This window comes from Acidobacteriota bacterium (genome assembly GCA_012517875.1).
Classification (GTDB): Bacteria; Acidobacteriota; JAAYUB01; order JAAYUB01; family JAAYUB01; genus JAAYUB01.
Window position 1 is genome coordinate 1 of the sequence record JAAYUB010000062.1, and the last position, 15,817, is coordinate 15,817.

The following is a 15,817-nucleotide window of genomic DNA, read 5'->3' on the forward strand; positions in this document are numbered from 1 at the left end:
CGCAGCGCCGGATACTTCCCCGGATTGACCGATCCCGCCGGGAGGAACAATCTTTGTGTAGAGGTCACGCCTCATGGCACACACCGTTCTCTTCCGCGGCGCGATCAGTGTATACTCGTTTCGACACTTTCAACATACCAGTCACGCAGAACACAAAGGGCGGCCGGAGTTTGAACCGCAACGAGATGGGACGCCTAACAGGCAGATCGTTCCATAGAGACGGATCCTCTGCGTTTCCGCACCGCGGTGGTGCACGCATTGTTTCGGACTTTCAAGGTGATGGGTGGTTGTGGTGAAATGAGACCATCAATCCGATCGGCGAGGAGACACCGATGGCGACTCGACATTCTCTGATGACTGCGGTGCTGGTGGCGGTGCTGGCCGTGGCTTCGGCGGACGCCGCGGTGGAGCGGCCGGACAAGCCGGTAGCCACGTTTTCCATCGTGGCGCGGGATTCGGGCACCGGCGAGTGGGGCGTCGGCGTGGCGTCGCGCTTCTTCGCCGTGGGCGCGGTGGTGCCGTGGGCCAGGGCGGGTGTCGGCGCCGTGGCCACCCAGTCGTTCATGAACACGACCTTCGGCCCACGGGGACTGGACTTGCTCGCGGCGGGGCTGTCGCCGGAGGAGGTGCTCAAGGTCCTGCTCCGGGTCGATGACAATCCCACCCGCCGCCAGGTGGGGATCGTGGCCGCCGACGGGTCTTCGGCCACCTACACCGGCGCCGACTGCATCCCGTGGGCGGGCGGCCGCCATGGGGCCGACTACGCCGTGCAGGGGAACATCCTCACGGGCGAGGCGGTGGTCGTGTCCATGGAGAAGGCCTTTCTGGAAACCAGGGGCACGCTGGCGGATCGGATCTATGCGGCCCTTGTCGCCGGTGACGCCCAGGGCGGCGACGCCCGGGGCCGCCAGTCGGCGGCCATTCTGGTGGTGCGCGCCGGCGCCGGCTACGGCGGTTACACCGACCGGGCCATCGACATCCGGGTGGACGATCATCCCGACCCGTTCGGCGAACTGGGCCGCCTGCTCCGCTTCGGGCAGATGAACTACTGCTGGAACGACGCCTGGACGCTCTTCACGAAGGGGCGCGCCGCCGAGGCGCTGCCGCCCATGGAAAAGGCGGCCGGCTTGGCGCCGGACAACCCGGAGGTATGCTACGACCTGGCGGTGATCCGGCTGGCCGCCGGGCGCCGGGCCGAGTCTCTGGAGGCGCTCCGCCGCGCCGTGACGCTCAACCCGAAGCTCAGGGCCCAGGCCCGCGGCGACAAGGATCTGTCCGCTCTGTCGGGCGACGCGGCCTTCGAGGCGCTCGTGAAGTAGTCTATCGGCCTTACGGGAACGAGCCTAGAGTTTCGATCACGATTACCTTCACGATTACGATCACGATTACGAATTACGATTACGAGTACGAGTACGAGTTCCCAACTCTTATCTCCTATCTCACCTCACGGTAGCGTATACGCCACCACCCGGTCGTCGGCGAAAGTCGGGATCACCACCAGGCGCTTCTCGGGCACCCAGGCGAAGTCGGCGATGTTCCAGCCGGCGGTGGTGGCGTCGAGGAGCCGTTCCACGGCGCCGTCGGGCCGCACCCGGTAGAGCCGTCCCTCGTTGTGCGACACGAGCAGGCCGCCGTCAGGCAGGGCGCACAGGCCGTCGACGACGCCCTCGCCGAGGGTGATCCACGGCCGAAGCTCCTTTGTCTCCAGATCCACCGCCAGCAGGCCGCCGCTGGCGACGCCGCCCACGATGAGGCGACCGCCGGCTACGCACAGGCCGTTGGGCCGGCCCAGCCGCGGATCGGCGAACCATTCCTCCATGCGGCCGTCGACGAAACGGTAGATCGCGTTTTTCGCCGAGTCGGAGATGTACAGCCGGCCGGCGGCGTCGGCGGCGACATCGTTGGGGAACACCGGCTGCGGGAAGGGGTGGCGGGCCACGATGGCCCGGCCCGGGATGTCGATCTCCACCAGGGCCTGCCGGCCCACGGCGAACAGACGGTCGCCCACCACCGCCAGGCCGGTGGGATTCTTGATGCCGTCGACCCACACCCGCTCGATGATCCGGCCGTCGACCGACACGACGGAGATGAACTCCAGCCCCGGCTGCATCACCGCCCGGGTGTAGCCGCTGTAGTTGCTCACGTAGAACACCCCGCGGGCCGCGTCCCACACCGCCGACTCCGGAGTGACGAAGCGGCGCGGCGTCGCCCAGGCCGCCGCCGCTCCGGGGGCGGAGTAGACCGCGTCCTGGTCGAGGCACAGGAAGCCCCAGCCGCCCATCGCCTCCACCACCAGGAGCGTCAGCTCGTTGTCGCCCGCCGTGAGGGGCAGGTAGACGGTGTCGAAGGGGCCGAGGATGCCCAGGAATGACGGGTCCCGGCTGGTGTAGGCGCTGTTGCCGGAGAAGAGCAGCCGGCCGTTGAGGAAGACGTACACCGCGTCGCTGTAGCCCAGCCCCAGTTTCATCGTGCGCGGCGCGGCGGCGCGGAGGATCGTCCGGGCCAGCACGGCGGCCGGCGCGGCGCCGTCCCGCCGACAGGCGCGGGACAGGTTCACCGTCCCGTCCGGCTCGGCCGCGACGGGGCGCCATTCGGGCGGCGGCAGGTCGGGCGTGGCCAGGAGCAGGTCCGAGTCGAACCGGCTGGCCGGGTACACCTGGGACACGTCCCATCGGGTGATGGCGCCGGGCCGCTCCGTCACCGTCGGCGCCGGGGGGAACACCAGCGTGTCGTCGGCGCGGTAGCGGAAATTGGAAAAGTAGGACGCGCCGTCGTTGAACGTGGTGACGCCGACGGCACCCCGCGAGACGCCGTGCCCGAGACGGGGGATGACCAGCACCGGCTGGGTCATGTCGTTGAAGAACACGCGGGCCTGCTCTCCCTTGACCTCCAGGCGCAGCCGGTTCCACTGGCCCGCGGGAATGGCGCCGGCGGCGGTGGCGCCCGGACCGTTGTAGAGTTGCCAGCACGTCTCGCCGTTGAAGGTGGCCGCGTACTGGAAGGCGTCGTTGTAGTAAGGCGCCCGGTGGGGTCGGATGTAGAACCGCTCGTTCTCCCCTTCGGACTGGATCCGGAAGACCACGCCGGGGTAGCCCCGGCGCCCCGGGACGCAGGCGATGTCCACCTCGATGACGCCGTTTTCGAACACGACGTCCTTGAGCGTGGCCGTGCCGCACAGGCTCGGCCGGCCCATGTGCTCGGTCAGCGTGGCGCCGGATTTCTCCCACCGGTCCGAGGCGAATTCCACGGATTCGAACGGCGCCTCCGGCGGATCGGCGGCCAGGCCGATCCCCGCCAGCAGGCAGAACCAGAAGACCAAACGATAGGCGGTGGTCATGAGTCATTCCTCCTCAGGCGGGTCGCGTCGCCCGGTTGACCCGGGGCGTCGGCTCCGGGTAGATGCCCCGCTCGGTGTCCCGCCGGATCGGGGCGGCGACATGCCTGTCCCGGCTTTGCTGGAACGGTATACGGAACCGAGCCGCTCATGGTTTGCCTGCGGACGAATACCCGCCGGTCGGCTTCGCGGCCTTCGTCCCGGCGCGGCACGTCACCGCCGGATGCCCGGGTGTCTGACGGAAACGGCGAATATTTCTCTCCGCCTGAGAACCCGGCGGTCGCGGGATGCGTACAAGTGACTTGAGCCGGAACAATCTGTCACCCGATATTCCATGACGGATAACAACCAAATTCCGAGGAGGTTTCCATCCATGAGGCGCATCGTGTGGTTTACGCTCGCGGCGGTTCTATGCGCCGCAGCGTTCGCAGCGACGGCCGACACGAGGCTGTTGCATCATCCGGATATCCACGGCGACCAGGTGGTCTTCACCTATGCCGGCGACCTGTGGATCGTCTCCAGCCAGGGCGGCACGGCCCGCAAGCTCACCACCTACCCGGGCCAGGAGCGCTTTCCCAAATTTTCGCCCGACGGCCGCAGCGTGGCCTTCACCGGCGACTACGACGGCAATAACGATGTCTTCGTGATCCCCGCCGCCGGCGGCGAGCCGCGGCGCCTGACCTACCACCCCGGCGACGACGGCATGCTCGACTGGTATCCCGACGGCCAGGCCGTGCTGTTCCGCTCCGGCCGGGCCTCGTTCTGGAACCGGTTCAACCGCCTGTTCAAGGTCTCCATTGACGGCGGCCTTCCCGAGATCCTGCCGCTGCCCACCGGCGAATTGAGCTCGCTCAACGCCGACGGCACCAAGCTGGCATACAACCGCATGGGCACCGAATTCCGGACCTGGAAGCGGTACCGCGGCGGCATGGCCCCCGACATCTGGATCTACGACCTGGTTGCCAACACCGCCGAGGTGATCGCCCCGAGCGACGCCAACGACCTGTTTCCCATGTGGCAGGGCGACACCATCTACTTTGTCTCCGACCGGGGCGCCGTCAAGGTGCAGAACCTGTATGCCTACGACCTGAAGACGAAGAAGGTCCGCGCACTCACTGACTACAAGGAGTACGACGTTCAGTGGCCCGGGATCGGACCCGGGGCCATCGTCTATGAAAACGGCGGCTACCTGTACATCATGGACCTGAAGACCGAAAAATCCCGCAAGCTCTCTGTCGAAGTGCGCGGTGAAAACCTGGCCGCCCGGCCCGTGATCAAGAACGTGAGCGACTGCATCCATGGCTTCGGGCTGTCCCCGACCGGCGTACGGGCCCTGTTCGAAGCCCGCGGCGACATCTTCACCGTCCCGGCCAAGAAGGGGGAGATCCGCAACCTGACCCGCACCCCCGGCATCCGCGAGCGGGATCCGGCCTGGAGCCCCAACGGCAAATGGGTCGCCTACTTCTCGGACGCCAGCGGCGAATACGAGATCTACCTCCGGCCGGCGGACGGCAAGGGCGAGGCGACCCAACTGACCAAGGGCTCGCGGATCTGGTATCAGAACCTCGCCTGGAGCCCGGACAGCCAGAAGCTGCTGCTGTCCGACGCGGCGGTGAATCTGTATTACATCGATATCGAGAAGAAGGAACTGGTCAAGGTGGACCACGGTCAGTATGAAGGCTTCTCCAATTTCATCACCGGCGTCTGGAGTCCCGACTCCAAGTGGATCGCCTACGACAAAGCGTCGGCCAACGGCCTCGACTCCATCTACCTCTACTCCCTGGCCGACAACAAGAGCCACAAGATCACCGGCGACATGACCGACGACAGCGCGCCGGCATGGGACCCGGAGGGCCGCTATCTCTACTTCGTGGCCAACCGCGAGTTCAACTACTCGTTCAGCGCCATCGAGTTCATGCATTACCACTACAACCCCGGCAAAATCGTCGCCGTGACGCTGCAGGCGGACACCCCGTCCCCGTTCATCCCCGAAAGCGATGAGGAGAAGGTGGTCGAGGAAAAACCGAAGGACGGCGACAAACCGGCCGAGGGCGGCAAGCCTGCCGACGGCGAGAAAACGGCCGACGCCAAGCCGGCCGAGGCCAAGGACGGCGCCGCCAAGGCGGACAAGGACAAGCCCAAGACCGTCGAGATCAAGATCGACTTCGAGGGGTTGGAAAACCGGATCATCGACCTGCCGGTTCCCGACGGCAACTACGTGGGCATCGTCCCCGACAAGGAGCAGGTGTTCTTCGCCTCCGTCGGCGTGCCCGGTTCCGGGGCGCAGGGCGCCACCCTGCAGGTGTACGATCTGAAGAAGCGCGAGCTCAAGACGGTCATCGGCGGCGTCAACGGCGTGTCGTTCTCCTTCGACGTGAAGAAGATCCTGGTGCAGCAGGGCGGCGGTTACGCCATCATCGACGCCAAGCCGGACCAGAAGCCCACGGACCGGCTGAACCTGGCCGAAATGAAGATGACCGTGGATCCGCGCGCGGAGTGGCCGGAGATCTACACCGACGCCTGGCGCATCACCCGCGACTTCTTTTACGACCCCAACATGCACGGCGTCGACTGGGCGATGATCAAGGAGCGCTACGGCGCCATGCTGCCCGACGTGGCCCACCGGGACGATTTGAACTACCTCATCGGCGAGATGATCGCCGAGCTCAACAGCTCCCACACCTACCGCGGCGGCGGCGACTACCCGGAGGTGCCGCGGCTGGGCGTCGGCCTGCTGGGCTGCGACTTCGAGCTGGACGCCGCCAGCGGCCGCTACCGCATCGCCCGAATCTATCCCGGGCAGAACTGGGATCCGACCCGTCGCGGACCGCTCGCCCAGCCGGGACTCAAGGTGAAGGAGGGCGACTACCTCCTCGCCGTCAACGGACAGCCCCTCAAGCACCCCACCAACCCGTACGCCCTGCTGGCCAACACGGCGGGAAAGGCGATCCCCCTGACCGTCAACGCGCAACCGACGGATGAGGGCGCGACGGAGATCGTCGTCACCCCCGTGGCCAACGAGCTCATGCTGCGCTACCGTTACTGGGTGGACGCCAACCGCCGCAAGGTGGAAGAAGCCACCGGCGGCCGCGTGGGCTACCTCCACATGGCCGCCACCGCCGAACCCGGCGTCGAGGGCTTCAGCCGCGACTTCTACCCGCAGGTGCGCAAAGACGCGCTGATCATCGACCTGCGCTACAACTCCGGTGGGCACATTCCCGACATGTACATGAGCCGGTTGGACCGCAAGCCGCTGGGATTGTGGGCCACGCGTTACACCGACCCCACCGTCATCCCGGCAGCGACCCACTACGGTCCCAAGGTCTGTCTGGCCAACGGCTACTCCGGCTCGGGCGGCGACGCCTTCCCGTACTTCTTCCGCAAGTCGGGACTGGGCAAGCTCATCGGCACCCGCACCTGGGGCGGCCTCATCGGCCTGAGCGGCACGCCGCCGCTCATGGACAACGGCGGCGTGCAGATCGCCGACTTCTCCTTCTACAATACCGACGGCGAGTGGGACGTCGAGGGGAAGGGCGTCTCGCCGGACATCGAGGTGGACGACCGGCCCGACCTGGTGGTGGCCGGCCACGATCCGTGCCTCGAGAAGGCCATCGAGGTGCTCATCGAGGAGCTGAAAACGTACAAACAGCCGAAGCTGCCCATCCGGCCGCCGAAGAACCCGGTCCGCTGACGGCGGATTCCCATCGCCCGCACCATCCGGCGGCGCCCCTCCCGGGGCGCCGCCTTTTTTTTCAAGCGCCGCGGCCGCAGGATTGGATATAATCCGGTCAGATCGCGAACGGATCCGATCCTGCTCCGGAGTGGAGGTAACGATGAAACGCGCGTGGGCTCTGTGGCTGACGGCGGGAATGCTGCTGGCGGGCGCGGCGGCCGGCCAGGAGGCGGCCGTGGCGGTGACCATCAACGGCGACAATTATTCCATCGACGGAACGGTCATCCGGCAGACCTCATCGTCGTTCTTCGGCGACGGCGTGCTGCGGATAGCCGTGGTGACCTGCATCGAGGCGCACCACAAGAACGTCCAGGCGGTGGCCGAGAAGATGAAACCGGCCAAGCCGGACCTGATCGTCGTGGCCGGCGATACCTATGCGAACGACCTGACCGCGGTCCGGCCGGTCTATCCCTCCTTCGATGCCGATGCGGCCGAGATGGAAAAGGCCCTCCGGCCCCTGGCGGCCCTGGGTGTGCCGGTGCTGGTGATCCCCGGCCACATGGAGATCCGGCCGGTCTACGCCGAAGCGTTCAAGCGGTTGCAGAAGAAAGGATGCTCCAACGTCCTTGACCTGAATGGCAAGGTCGCCGATTTCCAGGGCGTGAACCTGGTGGGTCTCGGCGGCTACCACCTGCGGGAATTCAAGGCGGCCTCGGGCAAGCCGATGTGGGTGCTCCCACCCGAAGGGTTCCTGCTCGAGAAGGCGCAGTACGAGGCTGCGGCCGCCTCCATCCGGCAGCTGCTGCCCCAGGGCGAACCCGTCGTCCTGGTGACCCACGGACCGCCGCGCACCGACACGTCCCTGGATCTCGTCGTCGGCGTCGGCCAGGCGGGCGACACCGCCCTGGCGGAACTGCTGAAGGCCCTGCCGGCGGACGGGCCGCCGGTGATCAACGTGCACGGGCATCTCCACGAGCGGGGCGGCGAATCGTGCACCGCGTTCCCCGCCGGGCCGTCGTGGAACGCCGCCTCCGTCACGCTGACCAAAAACCCGCGGGCGCCGAACCTGCTCATGGTGGTGGTGACGCCGGACGGCCGCGTGGCCGCCAAGTACTTCTGACGCGTCCGGCGGCCGTTGCAAAGGATAGTGGCATGATGACAGTTCAGGGTGTGTTTTCGGTGCTGCCCACGCCGTTCACCCCCGACGATCGGGTGGATACGGACAGCCTCAAACGGGTGGTGGAACTGTACCTGGCCGCGGGCGTGAACGGCCTCACCATCCTCGGCGTGACCAGCGAAGCGGTCAAGCTCACCGACGCCGAGCGGCGCCTGGTCCAGGACACGGTGCTGGCTCACACCGCCGGCCGCGTACCGGTGGTGGCAGGCGCCACGGCCGCCGGCACGGCCGCCGCCGCGGACTACGCCCGGGCGGCGAAGGCCGCGGGCGCCGCGGCGGTCATGGTCAGCCCGCCGCGCATGCCCAAGCTGAACTCGGAGACCGTCCTGCGCCACTACCGGGAACTGGCGGCGGCGGTGGAGATCCCCATCGTGCTCCAGGACTACCCGCCGGTTTCGGGTTATACCATGGAGCCGGCGCTGCTGGCCCGCATCGCCCGCGAGGTGCCGGCGGTGCAGGCCATCAAGCTGGAGGATGCGCCCACGCCGTTCAAGACGGCCCGTATCCGCGAGCAGCTCCAGGGGCACCGGACGGCGATTCTCGGCGGTCTCGGCGGGATGTATCTCCTCGAGGAGCTCCTCGCCGGCGCCGACGGGGCCATGACCGGTTTCGCCTATCCCGAGGTGCTGGTGGAGGTGGTCCGCCGCTTCCACGCCGGCCGGCGGACGGAGGCGGCCGACGCGTTCTACGCATTCGTGGCCCTGATGCGGTTTGAGTTCCAGGAGGGAATCGGACTGGCCATCCGCAAGGAGATCCTGCACCGGCGGGGCGCCATCGCCCACCCGGCGGTGCGGCCGCCCGGGGCGGCGCTGGACGCCGTCACCCGCAAGGCGTTGGACAGCGTGTTGCAATGGATCTGCACGAAACAGGGGGCCGCATGGATCTAGGACTGGCCGGCAAGGTGTGCATGGTGGGCGGGGCGAGCCGCGGGCTGGGGTACGCCGTGGCGCGGGCGTTGGCGGCCGAGGGCGCGCGGGTGTCCATGGCGTCGCGCGATTTCGCGGCCATCGACGCCGCCGGCGACCGCATCCGCACCGAGACCGGCGCCGACGTGCTGAGCGTGCCGGCGGACCTGCGCTCGGCCGCGGCCATCGACGGCTGGGTGCAGGCGACCGTCGGTACGTTCGGTGACGTGGACGGGCTGTTCGTCAACACCGGTGGCCCGCCGGCGGGTGGGTTCTTCGATTTCGACGACCAGGCATGGCAGGATGCCTTCGAGCTGCTGGTGCTCGGCGGCGTGCGCCTGGTCCGGGCGGCCGTGCCGCTCATGCGGACGCGCGGCGGCGGCAGCATCGTCTTCTCCACGTCGTCATCGGTGCGCGAGCCCATTCCCAACCTGACGCTCTCCAACGTCGTCCGGGCGGCGGTCCCCGCGCTGGCCAAGACCCTGGCCGCGGAGCTGGCCCGGGACCGGATCCGCGTGAACAACCTGATGCCGGGCCGCATCGACACCGACCGGGTGCGCCACCTGGACCGGGTCAATGCCGAGCGGCAGGGTCTTGCCGTCGCCGACGTGCAGGCACGATACCGTGCCGCCATTCCGCTGGGGCGCTACGGTGAGCCCGGCGAGTACGCCCGGGCCGCGGTATTCCTGCTATCCGATGCGGCCGCCTACATCACCGGCGCCACGCTGCTCGTGGACGGCGGGCAGATGCGCAGCGTGATGTGAGTCCGGGCCCATGAACAGTGAATGGAGATAGGAGCTAAGAGATAGGGGGCAGGCTGTGTCGTGATCGTGAGACGTACTCGTAATTCGTACTCGTGATCGAGGCTCGTTCCCGTATTGCGGACATCGGACTTCGGACATCGGATATCGGGCTTGGGACCTGGATCATAGAATTCAGATCGTTGTACCGATCCACCGATTCACCCATTCACCCATTCACCCATCCACCGATTTACCGCCTCCGTAATGTGCCGCCTGAGCGGGCATCCTCCCGCCACACCCACAGAGCGAGGGCCAGGGCGACTGCGCCGAGCGCAGCGAACATGAGCAGGCTCGCCTGGTAGGAGCGGGTGACGTCCCGCAGCCAGCCGTTGAGCAGAGGGAAGAGCGCCAGCCCGATGTTCTGGACCATCATGGTCAGGCCGAAGACGACTCCCGTGCGGCGCGGGTCCACTACCAGGGCCAGCGACGGCCAGAACGCCGCCGGCAGGAGCACAAACGCCGCCGCCAGGAGCAGCATCGGGCCGGCGGGATGGAGGTCGGTGAGCGCCATGAGCAGAAACGCGGGCACCTGAAGAAGCGGACCGGCTACGAGTAGGCCGCCGCGGCCGCCGCGGCGGTCCACCCAGGCGCCGGCCAGGGGGGCGAACACCATCGAGCTGAGGGTCAGCAGCGACGCCAGCCCGCCGGCGGTGCCGAACAGGTGGAGGAAGTTGGCACCGAGGCGAAGGGCGAAGCCGCCTTCGGCCGCGGCCACGCGGGGGATGTGCCACCGGTCGGCGAACAGGTCGGTGGCCAGCGCGGTGAAGGGGAAGATCGCCGAGTAGAAGGCCACGCACAGCAGCGTCAGCAGCCAGTACACGCGGGGCAGGGCGCGCAGGTTCCCCCAGGCGAAGCGCGCGCCGCCGCGAGTCGCCTCGAGCGCCCCGAGCCGTTCGGCGCGACGATCCAGGAGACAATACGCCAGGAACAGCAGCAGCGACAGCCCGCACAGCCCGGCGGTCACGGCGAGCGCCGGCTGGTATCCGCCCAATGAAGCGGCCAGCAGTTCACCCGAGTTGAAGCTCAGGATGCTGCCCAGCCGGCCGCAGGCGATCACGATGCCCATGGCCAGCGCCAGCTCCCGGCCGCGGAACCAGCGGGCGCCGATGGTGAGGAGCACCACGTGCACCGACTCGGCGCCGCATCCGAACAGGAACCGGCCCGCGAGCATCAGGGGCAGCGACGGCGCCGCCGCGGCCAGGCCCGCGCCCGCGACCACCAGACCCAGGAACAGCAGCCCGGCGCGGCGGGGGCCCAGGCGGTCGATGGCCAGCCCCACCACCAGCAGCGACAGGATGGCGGCGCCCGAATAGAGGGTGTAGAAGGTGGCCACGGTGCTGCGGGCGGCGCCCAGCGTCTCCACCAGCGTCGGGGCGATGGCGCCGAAGATGTCGTAAGCGAAGGTGATGCCCAGCGGCACCAGCGCCACGATGAAGAGCACGGCGAAGCGGTGCCGGCGGCTGGCCGGGTCGAGCCAGGCGCCCGCGGCGCCTGTGTTCTGGTGGCGGGGGTCGCTCGGCTGGGGTTCGGGTGTCATGGTCTTGCGGTTATCACATCGGGGCCGGCCGGACCGGACAGCCCCCTCATTCGATGCCCGCGTAGTAGATTCGGATGAACCGCTCCTGCACCGGGAACGACCAGTGCACGTCGCGCACGAAGACGGCGGCGCTGTCGTGATCGCCTGCCGCCAGCAAGTCGGTGATGCGCCGGTGTTCGTCCACCGAGGCGTATTCCCACTCCTTGAGGAGCTGATCCCGCTTGGGGAAATCATAGAGCCGCTTTTTCAGGTTGTGGACGATCCGGTGCAGGGCGGCGTTGCCCGCCAGCTCGATGTAGGTGTCGTGGAAAGTCAGGTTCAGACGGTAGAAGCCGGCGAAGTCGTCGGAGTCCAGCGCGGCCTTCATGCCGGCGTTTAGCCCGGCCATCGCCTCGGCGTGCTCGGGGCGGAACCTCCCGCGCCCGGCCAGCACCGCGCTGCTCTCCAGCGCGCCGATGATCTGGTAGATGTCCCGGATGTCCTGCAGGGTCAGGGCGGTCACATAGACCCCGCGGCGGGGCAGGAAGCGGACGAATCCTTCCGTCTCCAGCACAATGAGCGCATCACGTAGCGGCGTTTTGCTCACGCCCAGGCGCTGGCACACGGCATCCAGGTTGATGGCGTCGCCGGGGCGCAATTCCTGCCGGCTGAGCTGGTTGCTCAGGTAATCGTACACCTGCTCCTTGAGTGTCTTCAAGTTCAGCTGGTAGCCGTCGCCCATGGGTCAACCTCCTGCGGTCGTCATTGCGGTATGGAGATTGAGTCCAACACCATCAATCAGTTTGAACAATGAGTGTCGAATGAGATCGTACGCCAAGTCATTTCCAATGTCAAATATTGACTTTGGATCTAAAATCAGATATATCAGATATCAGAGATCACTGGTCATCAGATGATCTCATCTGCTTGGGGTTGGAGGCGGCGATGGCGATGGACGGCGAGATATCCGGAATCATCTTCGATATCAAGCGGTTTGCCATTCATGATGGACCGGGGATCCGCACCAGCGTGTTCCTGAAGGGCTGTCCGCTCCGGTGCGCCTGGTGCCACAATCCCGAAGGGTTGTCTCCTGAACCGGAGATGGTCCTGCAACCCCACAAGTGCATCGCCGGCTGCCGTTTCTGCGTGGACGCCTGTCCGCACGGGGCGGCATCGGTCGCAGATGGCGGTCCGGCCATCGACGCCGCGCGCTGCGTCCGTTGCGGCGCGTGCGCCGCGGCGTGTCCCACCGGTGCCATCCAGCGGATCGGCCGGGCGGTGACCGCAGCGCAGGTCATGGCGGAGATCGAGCCGGACCGGATCTTCTACGTCGAGTCGGGCGGCGGCGCCACATTTACGGGGGGCGAACCGCTGGCTCAGCCCGATTTCCTCTGTGCGCTGCTGGCTCTTTGCCGCGAGCGGGGCATCGACACCGTGGTGGACACCGCCGGCTGCGCTCCAGTCGAGGTGCTGGACCGCGTGGCGGAGCTGGCCGGCGAATTCCTGTTCGACTTGAAAGTCATCGATGCGGCCGCCCACCGGCGGTTCACCGGCGGGTCGAACCGCCAGATCCTGAACAACCTCGAGCGCCTGGTGCACCGGGGCGCCCGCGTCATGGTCCGGGTGCCGCTCCTGCCGGGGGTCAACGATGACCCCGCCTCGCTCGAGGCCATGGGCCGGTACCTGGAGGAGTTGGGCGGCATCACCGGAGTGGCCCTGCTCCCCTTCCACCGGGGCGGCGGCCAGAAATACATCAAGCTGGGCCGGCGCGACACGTTCGCCGGCGCCGTGGCCCCCGCGCCGGAGCGGGTGGCGGCGGCGCGGGCGACGCTGGAGCGCCACGGCCTGACGGTTCAGATCGGAGGCTGAGATGAACGAACGGATCCGCGCGCTGCGCGAGGAAAGCCTGAACGCCGTCCCCCGGATCTCGCCGGAGCGGGCGCGGCTGATCACCGAATTCTACCGCAGCGCCGAGGCGCGCCGCGTGTCCGCCCCCGTCCGCCGCGCGCTGGCGTTCCGTCACGTGCTGGCGCACAAGACGATCTGGATCGGCGACGGCGAACTCATCGTGGGCGAGCGCGGCCCGGCGCCCAAGGCCACGCCCACCTATCCCGAGATCACCGCCCACAGCCTCGAGGATCTGCAGATCCTCGACAGCCGGCCCAAGATCCCCTACCGGGTGGACGCGGAGACGCTCCGGATCTACCGCGACGAGATCCTGCCGTTCTGGCAGGGCGCCACGCAGCGGGACCGCCTCTTTGAACAGATGACCCCCGAGTGGCGCGCCGCTTTCGACGCCGGCGTGTTCACCGAGTTCATGGAGCAGCGGGCGCCGGGGCACACCGTGCTCGACGACAAGATCTACCGGAAGGGGATGCGCGACATCCAGGCGGAAATCGACGCGCGGCTTGCCGCGCTCGACTTCCACGGCGACCCCGGCGCATGGGCCAAGCAGGAGGAACTGCGGGCCATGCGCATCGCGGCGGACGCGATCGTGATCTTCGCCGAGCGGCATGCCGCCAAAGCACGGGAGCTGGCGGCCGCCGCGGGCGACCCGGCGCGCCGGGCGGAGCTGGAGCGGATCGCCGCCGTGTGCGACCGCGTGCCCGCCCATGCCCCGCGCGACTTCCACGAGGCGCTGCAGGCGTACTGGTTCGTCCACCTGGGCGTGATCACCGAGCTCAACCCGTGGGACGCCTTCAACCCCGGCCGGCTGGACCAGCACCTTTGGCCGTTTTACCGGCAGGGACTGGCCGACGGTTCGCTCACTGAGACGCAGGCCCGCGAGCTGCTCCAGGCGTTCTGGGTCAAGTTCAACAACCAGCCGGCGCCGCCCAAGGTGGGCGTCACCGCCGAGGAGAGCGGCACCTACACCGATTTCGCCAACATCAACCTGGGCGGGCTCACCCCCGACGGCGGCGACGGCGTGAACGACCTGACGTTCATCCTGCTCGACGTGATCGAGGAGATGCGGCTGCTGCAGCCCAGCTCCAACATCCAGCTTTCCAGGAAGAGCCCCGACGCGTTCCTCCTGCGCGCGCTGAAGATCCTCCAGACGGGCTTCGGCCAGCCGTCCATCTTCAACGCCGACACCATCGTCCAGGAGCTGACGCGCCAGGGGAAAAGCCTGGTGGACGCGCGCGGCGGCGGCGCCAGCGGCTGCGTCGAGGCGGGCGCCTTCGGCAAGGAGGCGTACATCCTCACCGGCTACTTCAACCTGCCCAAGATCCTGGAGCTCACCCTGCACGACGGGGTGGACCCGAACACCGGCATCCGCCTGGGGCCGGCCACTGGGGCGGCGGTGACGCTGGCCGACTTCGACGCGCTCATGACCGCTTTCGAGCGGCAGGTGCGCCACTTCGTGGACGTGAAGATCCGGGGCAGCAACGTCATTGAGCGGCTGTTCGCCGAGCACCTGCCCGTGCCGTTCCTGTCGATCCTCATCGACGACTGCGTGGCCCGGGGGCGCGACTACCACGACGGCGGCGCCCGCTACGACACCTCGTACATCCAGGGCGTCGGAATCGGCACCATCACCGATTCTCTGTCCGCCATCAAGACTCACGTCTACGACCGGCAGACGCTGGACATGAACGGGCTGATGGAGCTGCTCCGGACCGACTTCGCCGGTTGCGAGGACCTGCGCCTGCTGCTGGCCGAGAAGACGCCCCGCTACGGCAACGACGACGACGCGGCCGACACCGTCATGCGGCGGGTGTTCGACCTGTACGTCCGGGCGGTGGACGGCCGGCCCAACACCCGCGGCGGCACGTACCGCGTCGACATGCTCCCCACCACCTGCCACGTCTACTTCGGCCGGGTCACCGGCGCCACCCCCGACGGGCGGAAGGCGCGGCAGCCGCTGTCGGAGGGGATCTCGCCGGTGCAGGGCGCCGACCGCCGCGGGCCCACCGCCGTGGTGCGTTCGGCGGCCAAGATGGACCACCAGCGCACGGGCGGCACGCTGCTGAACCAGAAGTTCCTGCCGTCGCTCATGGCCGAGGAGACCGGCCGCCGCAAGGTGGCCCAGCTCGTGCGGGGCTACTTCCGCATGGACGGCCACCACATCCAGTTCAATGTGGTGGACGCCGCCACGCTGCGCGACGCCCAGGCCCACCCGGAGCGCTATCGCGATCTCATCGTCCGGGTGGCCGGCTACAGCGACTACTTCGTGGACCTCAACCCGGCGCTGCAGGAGGAAATCATCACCCGCACCGCCCACGGGGACGTGTAGTTCAGGCGTCCCGCGTGGCTCAGGCGTCCCGCCTGAGCGAAAACCGATCCGGCGAGCCAGCGAACCGGCGAGGGGAGTTGCCCGGATGCTTCACCGGTGACGGCCGGAGACCAAATCGACAACTCCGACGAGGATGGGAACGCCCTCGTCTCGTGGCTGCCGGCTCGCGCCGGCA

Annotated in this window: 10 protein-coding genes; 7 read left to right on the forward strand and 3 right to left on the reverse strand. The window is 67.9% G+C overall.

The features are described 5' to 3' along the window. Window positions 1–353: 353 nt before the first annotated feature. The gene (locus GX414_06780) at window positions 354–1,319 is read left to right on the forward strand and encodes a DUF1028 domain-containing protein (protein ID NLI46795.1); all 966 of its coding nucleotides are present in this window, start codon (window positions 354–356) and stop codon (window positions 1,317–1,319) included. A 125-nt stretch (window positions 1,320–1,444) separates the two neighbouring features. Here GX414_06780 and GX414_06785 read toward each other — a convergent pair whose 3' ends face one another. Beyond that, the gene (locus GX414_06785; GenBank protein NLI46796.1) at window positions 1,445–3,337 is read right to left on the reverse strand and encodes a hypothetical protein; all 1,893 of its coding nucleotides are present in this window, start codon (window positions 3,335–3,337) and stop codon (window positions 1,445–1,447) included. Between the two features lie 370 nt (window positions 3,338–3,707). Here GX414_06785 and GX414_06790 point away from each other — a divergent pair, with 370 nt between their 5' ends. The 4 genes from GX414_06790 to GX414_06805 all read left to right on the forward strand — a co-directional run bounded on the left by GX414_06790 (window position 3,708) and on the right by GX414_06805 (window position 9,853). Then, entirely contained in the window at window positions 3,708–7,025 is a 3,318-nt protein-coding gene (locus GX414_06790) for a hypothetical protein (protein ID NLI46797.1), read from the forward strand. 142 nt (window positions 7,026–7,167) lie between these two features. Next, window positions 7,168–8,127 carry a hypothetical protein gene (locus tag GX414_06795; protein NLI46798.1) on the forward strand — a complete coding sequence of 320 codons (960 nt, stop codon included), beginning with the start codon at window positions 7,168–7,170 and terminating at the stop codon, window positions 8,125–8,127. A gap of 32 nt (window positions 8,128–8,159) precedes the next feature. Further along, the gene (locus GX414_06800) at window positions 8,160–9,071 is read left to right on the forward strand and encodes a dihydrodipicolinate synthase family protein (protein ID NLI46799.1); all 912 of its coding nucleotides are present in this window, start codon (window positions 8,160–8,162) and stop codon (window positions 9,069–9,071) included. Further along, window positions 9,062–9,853, forward strand: a complete 792-nt coding sequence (locus tag GX414_06805) for an SDR family oxidoreductase (protein ID NLI46800.1) — start codon at window positions 9,062–9,064, stop codon at window positions 9,851–9,853. The genes GX414_06800 and GX414_06805 overlap by 10 nt, the downstream gene beginning before the upstream one ends. Before the next feature lie 229 nt (window positions 9,854–10,082). Here the strand turns inward: GX414_06805 and GX414_06810 are convergent, their stop codons facing one another. Further along, window positions 10,083–11,429 carry a major facilitator superfamily domain-containing protein 1 gene (locus GX414_06810; protein ID NLI46801.1) on the reverse strand — a complete coding sequence of 449 codons (1,347 nt, stop codon included), beginning with the start codon at window positions 11,427–11,429 and terminating at the stop codon, window positions 10,083–10,085. A gap of 46 nt (window positions 11,430–11,475) precedes the next feature. Next, window positions 11,476–12,150, reverse strand: a complete 675-nt coding sequence (locus GX414_06815; protein NLI46802.1) for a GntR family transcriptional regulator — start codon at window positions 12,148–12,150, stop codon at window positions 11,476–11,478. A 203-nt stretch (window positions 12,151–12,353) separates the two neighbouring features. Here GX414_06815 and GX414_06820 point away from each other — a divergent pair, with 203 nt between their 5' ends. Both GX414_06820 and GX414_06825 read left to right on the forward strand, forming a co-directional pair. Continuing rightward, window positions 12,354–13,277, forward strand: a complete 924-nt coding sequence (locus GX414_06820; GenBank protein ID NLI46803.1) for a glycyl-radical enzyme activating protein — start codon at window positions 12,354–12,356, stop codon at window positions 13,275–13,277. Window position 13,278: 1 nt separating this feature from the next. Next, window positions 13,279–15,642 carry a glycyl radical protein gene (locus GX414_06825; protein NLI46804.1) on the forward strand — a complete coding sequence of 788 codons (2,364 nt, stop codon included), beginning with the start codon at window positions 13,279–13,281 and terminating at the stop codon, window positions 15,640–15,642. The last annotated feature ends 175 nt before the right edge of the window (window positions 15,643–15,817 follow it).

Coding starts and splice junctions, on each gene's coding strand:
- GX414_06790 (NLI46797.1), top strand. CDS start 3,708: ATGAGGCGCATCGTGTGGTTTACGCTCGCGGCGGTTCTATGCGCCGCA.
- GX414_06810 (NLI46801.1), bottom strand. CDS start 11,429: ATGACACCCGAACCCCAGCCGAGCGACCCCCGCCACCAGAACACAGGC.
- GX414_06780 (NLI46795.1), top strand. CDS start 354: ATGACTGCGGTGCTGGTGGCGGTGCTGGCCGTGGCTTCGGCGGACGCC.
- GX414_06800 (NLI46799.1), top strand. CDS start 8,160: ATGATGACAGTTCAGGGTGTGTTTTCGGTGCTGCCCACGCCGTTCACC.
- GX414_06815 (NLI46802.1), bottom strand. CDS start 12,150: ATGGGCGACGGCTACCAGCTGAACTTGAAGACACTCAAGGAGCAGGTG.
- GX414_06820 (NLI46803.1), top strand. CDS start 12,354: ATGGCGATGGACGGCGAGATATCCGGAATCATCTTCGATATCAAGCGG.
- GX414_06785 (NLI46796.1), bottom strand. CDS start 3,337: ATGACCACCGCCTATCGTTTGGTCTTCTGGTTCTGCCTGCTGGCGGGG.
- GX414_06795 (NLI46798.1), top strand. CDS start 7,168: ATGAAACGCGCGTGGGCTCTGTGGCTGACGGCGGGAATGCTGCTGGCG.
- GX414_06825 (NLI46804.1), top strand. CDS start 13,279: ATGAACGAACGGATCCGCGCGCTGCGCGAGGAAAGCCTGAACGCCGTC.
- GX414_06805 (NLI46800.1), top strand. CDS start 9,062: ATGGATCTAGGACTGGCCGGCAAGGTGTGCATGGTGGGCGGGGCGAGC.